This window comes from Arthrobacter sp. NPDC056727 (genome assembly GCF_042790555.1).
GTDB lineage: Bacteria > Actinomycetota > Actinomycetes > Actinomycetales > Micrococcaceae > Arthrobacter.
The window spans coordinates 1-6,717 of the sequence record NZ_JBHTZA010000049.1; the positions used below are offsets into that span (position 1 = coordinate 1).

The following is a 6,717-nucleotide window of genomic DNA, read 5'->3' on the forward strand; positions in this document are numbered from 1 at the left end:
ATCGAGGAAATCACCACGGGCATCGCGGGCAAACAACTTGGGCATCGCACGCTCCATCTGTCAGAGCGTTGCTACGACCATATGACTTTGCCGGGCTCTAACGCCCATTATCTGTACAAAAACTCCGACGGCGGGTGTGGGCCCATTACTAACGACGGCGGGTGGTGCCGTCGTCGTGAACCTTACGGCCGGGCGGCGAACCGCTCCAGCAGGTCCACGTGGCCGGAGACGATCAGCATGTCCCGGGCGGACACCTTGGTCTCGGGACGGGCGTAGGTGAAGTCCTCGCCCGGGGACTTCACGCCCACGATCGTCACGCCGTACTTGGAGCGCACCTTGGACTCATCCAGCGTGAAACCTACCGTTTCACGCGGCGGATACATTTTCACGATGGCGAAGTCGTCGTCGAACTCGATGAAGTCCAGCATGCGCCCGGAGACGAGGTGCGCGGCGCGGACGCCGGCGTCGGCCTCGGGGTAGATGACGTGGTTGGCGCCGATGCGGGTCAGGATCTTGCCGTGGGACGGCGTAATGGCCTTGACCCACAGGTGCTCGATGCCCAGGTCCACCAGGTTCACGGTGATGAGCACCGAGGACTCGATGGACGTGCCCACGCCCACCACGGCTGAACTGAACTCCTGCGCGCCCAGCTGCCGCAGCGCGTCGATGTTGGTGGCGTCGGCTTCCACCACGTGGGTCAGGACAGGTGACCACTTCTGGACCAGGGCCCTGTCGCGCTCAATGGCCAGCACCTCGCGGCCCTGCTTCACCAGCTGCTCGGCGGTGGAGGAGCCGAAGCGGCCCAGCCCGATCACCAGGACCGGCGCGTTGTGGGAGGGGCGGTTGGGGGCGCCTGACGAATTAGCCAATGATTGGCCTCTCTTCCGGGTAGTGGTACAGCTGGCTGCGCTGGCGCAGGGCCAGGCCAGCGGCAAGCGTGACGGTGCCGACGCGGCCGGCGAACATCAGGACGGCCAGCACATACACGCCCTCCGGCGGCAGCTCGGCGCTGAGGTTGGTGCTGAGGCCGACGGTGGCGAAGGCCGAGATGGTTTCGAACAGCACCCGGTCCAGTGAGGCTCCGCTGATGTGCAGGAGCAGGAAGGCGGACGCGGACACCCAGGTGGCGCCCGCGACGATCACCGAGATGGCCACGCGCATAGTGCCCTCGGGGATGGTGCGGCCGTAGACCTTGACATCGGCGTCGCCGCGGGCCTCGGCGATGATGGCCAGGAACATGACGGCGATGGTGGTGACCTTGATGCCGCCTGCCGTTGAGGCGGAGCCGCCGCCGGCGAACATCAGGGCGTCCGTGAGCAGTTTGGTGGTGGACTCCATCTGGTTCTGGTCCACCAGGTTGAAGCCGCCCGAGCGCGTCATGACCGAGGCGAAGAGCGAGTGCGTGATCTTGTCGCCGAGGCTCATGGAACCGATGGTGCGGGTGTTGTCCCACTCCATGAGTGCCCACAGCACGGTGCCGGCCGCGAGCAGGATGAACGAGACCTGGATGGTGAGCTTGGTGTGCAGGTTCCACTTTTTCCAGTTCAGCCCGTTTTGCTGCAGCACCATGACGACGGGGAAGCCCAGGCTGCCCAGGAAGACGCCCAGCATGAGCGGAATGAGGATCCAGAGGTCGGTTTCGTAGGGGACGATGCCGTCCGAGTGCGGGGTGAAGCCGGCGTTGTTGAAGGACGAGATCGAGTAGAAGACGCCGTGCCAGACGGACTGCCAGAACGGCTCGCCCAGGACCATGAAGCGGGGGATCAGAGCGATCGCCAGGGCGGCCTCGATGACCACCGAGGTGGTGATGACGATCCGCAGCAGCGTACCCACCTCGCCCAGGCGTCCCGCGTTGTTCATGGCTTCCTGGGCGATGAGCTTGCCCCTGACGCCCAGCTTCTTGCTCACCATGAGGGCCAGCAGCGACGCCAGGGTCAGCGTGCCGAGGCCGCCGACAAAGATGCCGACCAGGATGATCAGCTGCCCGAAGAAGGACCAGTGCACGGCGGTGGACACCACGGTCAGGCCCGTGACGCAGACAGCCGAGACCGCAGTGAAGAGGGCCTGGTGGAGCGGTGTGAAGTCGCCGGTGGCCGAGGACGCAGGCAGCGACAGCAGGCCGGTGAAAAGGACGATGACCACCACGAAGGCGCTCAGGGCAAGCCGGGCCGGGGAGGTGTTGGCAATGTCATCGATGAAGTCACGGATGCCCGTGAATATCCACAGGCCCTCACGCTCCGGCGGTGCGGGTTGCCAGCTGGCCGGGCTCTTGGACCTCGACTGGCTTTGGGTCATGTGCGGCTGTTCCTCGATTGACTCTGCTTCCTCCAGTAGTAAACCACTAAACGCCGTGCCATGGCCGGGCCCGGGAGCAGACCGGGCTCCGGTAGCCTGTGAGTAATGACATTCCAGTCCGGACTCAGCCTTCCCGCACTGCCAACGACGGTGGTGTGGGACGCCGCCATGACGGCGTACAACTTCGGCCCCGGCCACCCCATGGCACCCGAGCGCATGGAGCTGACCGCCCGGCTGGCTTCGAGCCTGGGCCTGCTGGACCTGGCCCACGTCACGCTGTCCGCCCCGGAAGTTGCCGACGACGGCGAGCTCACCGCCGTCCACAGCCCCGACTTCGTGGCCGCGGTCCGCCGGGCCAGCGACGACCCTGCCGCCGCGGACGAGTCCTACGGGCTGGGCACCGAGGATGACCCCGCCTTTGCCGGCATGCACGAGGCCGCCGCGCGACTGGCCGGGGGCTCACTGCTCGCGGCCAACTCGATCCTGGACGGCTCGGCGGTGCGGGCGGTTAACTTCGGCGGCGGCCTGCACCATGCCTCCCGGGACCGGGCCAGCGGCTTTTGCGTCTACAACGACGCCGCCCTGGCGGTCCGGAAACTGCTCGACGGCGGCGTGCAGCGGGTGGCATATATCGACGTCGACGCCCACCACGGGGACGGGACGCAGAGCATCTTCTGGGACGATCCCCGCGTGCTCACCATCTCCCTGCATGAGACCGGGATGTCCCTGTTCCCGGGCACCGGCTTCGCCAACGAGATTGGCGGTCCCGAGGCACTGGGGAGCGCAGTGAACGTGGCGCTGCCGGCGGGAACGGGCGACGCCGGCTGGCTGCGGGCCTTCCACGCGGTGGTCCCGCAACTGGTGGGCGCTTTCGGGCCCGAGGTCATCGTCAGCCAGCACGGCTGCGACTCGCACCGGCTCGATCCGCTGACCCATCTCAACGTCAGCGTCGACGGGCAGCGGGAGGCTGCCACCGCCGTCGCGAACCTTGCCGCGCGGTACTGCGGAGACCGCTGGATCGCCACCGGCGGCGGCGGGTACCACATCACAGGCGTGGTGCCGCGGACGTGGAGCCACCTGATCGGCATCGCCGCAAATCGGCCGGTGCCGCTGCGGACCCCCGTGCCCGAGGCGTGGCGGATGTACGTGCAGGAGCGCTACGGCGTGGACACGCCCGAGAGCATGGGCGACGACGCCGATGTCTGGTGGCGCTCCTGGGAAGTGGGCTTCGATCCCAACGACGATGTGGACCGCACCGTGATGGCCACGCGCAAGGAAGTCTTCCCGCTGTACGGGCTGGACCCCTGGTTCGACTAGTTCCCTGGTTCAACTCGTTCTTCATGGGACGAAGCACCAGCGAAATAGTAGATGCCATTCGGCGTATATGTCGCTAGGGTGGGTCTCATGGTGACAGACGACGTATTTGCCGTCATTGCTGAGGCAACGCGGCGCGACATTCTCGTGTCCCTCCAGTCGGGGGACAAGGCTGTGGGGGAGCTGGTCGAGGAGCTCGCCGCGAGCCAGCCCACCATCTCCAAACACCTCAAGGTGCTGCGTGAGGCAGACCTTGTCAGCATGCGCGCGCAGGGCCAGAAGCGCTACTACGCGCTTAACACCAAGCCGCTGGAGGGGGTCGCCAGCTGGCTGGACACGTTCGACGTCGGACGCGCGGCTTCCGCTGTGGCGGCACCGGACGCTGCAACACAGCAGGCTGACGAAGCCCACGCCGGCTCCGACCGGGCGGCTGCGGCAGCCGTTGCGCCGGCCGGCGCACACGCGCCGGTTTCGGCCGGCGCGGCTTCCACCAGCGCGGCTGCCCCGGCCGCCGACGTCCCCGACGCGTTCGCAGCAGCCGCGGCAGCGCATGCCGGCAGCACGCCGGAAGACGCCACCCACGTCCTCGGGCGGCCGGCGAGCGGACAGCTGAGTCCCGCCGTCGTGGTTCCCGGCGGACAAGTGCCCGGGAGCGCCGGCCAGGATGACACCGTCCCGCAGCAGATCGGCCGCACCGTGGGCCGCGCCGCGACGAAGGCCGCCGACCTGCTGGCCAACCTGCCCAAGTTCGGCCGCAAAAAATAACCCGTTGGGCGGAGCGGCGGTTACTTTCCGAGGATCCGCACGTGGTCCGGGGTCAGCTCGGAGATCCTGCTGACGCCGAGGAGCGCCATGGTCCGGGCCATGTCCTTCTCGAGAATCTGCAGGACGCGGTCCACGCCGGCCCGGCCGCCGGCCATGAGCCCGTACAGGTAGGCCCGGCCGATGAGGGTGAAGTCGGCGCCGAGGGCAAGGGCGGCAACGATGTCCGCGCCGCTCATGATGCCCGTGTCCAGCATGATCGCAGCGTTGCTGTTGTCCGCCTTGAGCGCCTTCGAAACTCCGGGGAGCAGGTGGAACGGGATGGGGGCGCGGTCCAGCTGGCGGCCGCCGTGGTTGGAGAGCACGATGCCGTCCGCGCCGTGGTCCACCACCTTGCGGGCGTCCTCCACGGTCTGGATGCCCTTGACCACGAGCTTGCCCTTCCAGGTTTCGCGCAGCCAGTCCAGGTCCTCGAAGGTGAGGGTGGGGTCGAACATGGAGTTGATGAGGTCGGCCACCGTGCCCGTGTACCGGGAGAGCGAGGCGAAGGTGAGCGGCTCGTGGGTGAGGAAGTTGAACCACCAGGCCGGACGGTAGGAGGCGTCGAGCACTGTCTTCAGCGTCAGAGCCGGCGGAATGGTCATGCCGTTGCGGACGTCGCGCAGCCGCGCCCCTGCCACGGCGGTGTCAACGGTGACCATCAGGGTGTCGTTGCCGGCCTTGGCTGCGCGCTCGATCAGTTCGAGCGAGCGGTCCCGGTCCGTCCACAGGTACAGCTGGAACCAGTTCCGGCCGGCGGGTGCCGCCGCGGCGACGTCCTCGATCGACGCCGTGCCCATGGTGGAGAGCGTGTAGGGGATGCCGGCGGCCTCGGCGGCCTGCGAGCCGGCGTATTCGCCTTCGGACTGCATCATCCGCGTGAAGCCGGTGGGGGCGATGCCCACCGGAAGCCGGGAGGGCTTGCCCAGAATGTCGGTGCTGAGGTCGATGCTGGACACGTTCCGCAGGATGCCCGGCCGGAATTCGATGTCCAGGAACGCCTCGCGGGCGCGCCGCAGGGTGATCTCGCCCTCTGCCGCGCCGTCGGTGTAGTCAAACGGGGCCTGGGGGGTGCGGCGCTTGGCGATGTCGCGCAGTTCCCAGACGGTGCTGGCGCGCTTGAGCCGGGCCTCTTTGCTGAACTCGGGCTTCTTGAACTGCATGAGCGGGGCGAGGTCCGAGTACTTCGGGATGCGGCGCTTCAGCGCGGCCGGAACTGCGGCGGCCGCAGCTCCGGCGGCTGCTGCGGCGCCGGGCCGCGTGGCCGGGCTGCCCGTTGCGTCCGGGGCAGGGGTGGTCTCGGGGTTGCTCGGCTGGATGGTGTGGGTCATGGCTTTCCTCCGTGGGTGCTTTCCTCGGTGGGGCGTGCAGGGAAGGTGCTGAACAGCCAGAGCCTCCCCGCTGTGGTCTAACCACACTGTAAGGCATGTGGTCCAACCACATCAAGTAGCATGGTGATCATGCGTACGCACCAACTTGTCCTGCGGTGGATTGAGGACCAGCTCTCCGGCGGCCAGCTCGCCGTCGGCGGCCGCCTCCCGGCCGAGCGGACCCTGGCCGAACAGCTCGGCGTGTCCCGCACCTCCGTCCGCGAGGCCATCCGCATCCTGGAGGCCATGGGCGTGGTCCGGGCGGGTGTGGGTTCCGGCCCCGAGGCCGGCACCGTGGTGATCTCGGACCCGACGGCGGCGCTCGGCTCCGCGCTGCGGCTGCACGTGGCCACGCAGCACCTGCCTGTGGAGGACGTCGTGGAAACGCGCGTGCTGCTCGAATCCTGGGCGGCTGCCCGGGCCAGGCCGGATGCCCCTGAACTTGACCTCGCCGGCGCACTGCTTGACGACATGGACGAAGGCCACGGCACCGACGATTTCCTGGCCCTGGACGTCCGCTTCCACCTGGCCCTGGCCGACGCCGCCGGCAACGCCGTGGTCAGCGCCATGATGGGCTCGCTGCGTGAAGCCATCCAGGGCTACGCCGGGAAGCTCACCGCCAACCTGCCGGACTGGGACCACACCGCCTCGCGGCTCCGGGCTGAACATCGGGAGATCCTGGCGGCCATCCGGAAGGACGACGGCGGCCGGGCGGCCGAGCTTGTTGCTGCCCATATCAGGGGGTACTACAAGGAAGCCGGGCTGGGCCCGAAAAACGCGGACCCGGACCGGCGGTAACCAACCCGGGGCGTGGAGTTTTTGTACAGATAATGGCCCCAAATAGGCGGCAAAGTCATATGGTCGTAGCAACGCTCTGACAGATGGAGCGTGCGATGCCCAAGTTGTTTGCCCGCGATGCCCGTGGTGATTTCCTCGA

The 6,717-nt window shown here is 67.8% G+C and carries 6 protein-coding genes; 3 read left to right on the forward strand and 3 right to left on the reverse strand.

The features are described from left to right. Nucleotides 1-182: 182 nt before the first annotated feature. Nucleotides 183-869, reverse strand: a complete 687-nt coding sequence (locus ACFRAH_RS24035; RefSeq protein ID WP_377993408.1) for a potassium channel family protein — start codon at nucleotides 867-869, stop codon at nucleotides 183-185. Further along, nucleotides 862-2,295 (reverse strand): TrkH family potassium uptake protein, encoded by a 1,434-nt coding sequence (locus ACFRAH_RS24040; protein ID WP_377993409.1) that lies wholly within the window; start codon nucleotides 2,293-2,295, stop codon nucleotides 862-864. The genes ACFRAH_RS24035 and ACFRAH_RS24040 overlap by 8 nt, the downstream gene beginning before the upstream one ends. Before the next feature lie 105 nt (nucleotides 2,296-2,400). On the opposite strand from ACFRAH_RS24040, the gene ACFRAH_RS24045 reads away from it, so the two are divergent. Then, entirely contained in the window at nucleotides 2,401-3,612 is a 1,212-nt protein-coding gene (locus tag ACFRAH_RS24045) for an acetoin utilization protein AcuC (RefSeq protein WP_377993410.1), read from the forward strand. 87 nt (nucleotides 3,613-3,699) lie between these two features. Next, complete coding sequence (locus ACFRAH_RS24050; protein WP_377993411.1) at nucleotides 3,700-4,374, forward strand: ArsR/SmtB family transcription factor; 675 nt, start codon at nucleotides 3,700-3,702, stop codon at nucleotides 4,372-4,374. Nucleotides 4,375-4,394: 20 nt separating this feature from the next. Here the strand turns inward: ACFRAH_RS24050 and ACFRAH_RS24055 are convergent, their stop codons facing one another. Further along, complete coding sequence (locus tag ACFRAH_RS24055; protein WP_377993412.1) at nucleotides 4,395-5,741, reverse strand: alpha-hydroxy-acid oxidizing protein; 1,347 nt, start codon at nucleotides 5,739-5,741, stop codon at nucleotides 4,395-4,397. Nucleotides 5,742-5,870: 129 nt separating this feature from the next. Here ACFRAH_RS24055 and ACFRAH_RS24060 point away from each other — a divergent pair, with 129 nt between their 5' ends. Continuing rightward, complete coding sequence (locus ACFRAH_RS24060; protein ID WP_377993413.1) at nucleotides 5,871-6,578, forward strand: FadR/GntR family transcriptional regulator; 708 nt, start codon at nucleotides 5,871-5,873, stop codon at nucleotides 6,576-6,578. The last annotated feature ends 139 nt before the right edge of the window (nucleotides 6,579-6,717 follow it).

Coding starts and splice junctions, on each gene's coding strand:
- ACFRAH_RS24040 (WP_377993409.1), bottom strand. CDS start 2,295: ATGACCCAAAGCCAGTCGAGGTCCAAGAGCCCGGCCAGCTGGCAACCC.
- ACFRAH_RS24045 (WP_377993410.1), top strand. CDS start 2,401: ATGACATTCCAGTCCGGACTCAGCCTTCCCGCACTGCCAACGACGGTG.
- ACFRAH_RS24050 (WP_377993411.1), top strand. CDS start 3,700: ATGGTGACAGACGACGTATTTGCCGTCATTGCTGAGGCAACGCGGCGC.
- ACFRAH_RS24055 (WP_377993412.1), bottom strand. CDS start 5,741: ATGACCCACACCATCCAGCCGAGCAACCCCGAGACCACCCCTGCCCCG.
- ACFRAH_RS24060 (WP_377993413.1), top strand. CDS start 5,871: ATGCGTACGCACCAACTTGTCCTGCGGTGGATTGAGGACCAGCTCTCC.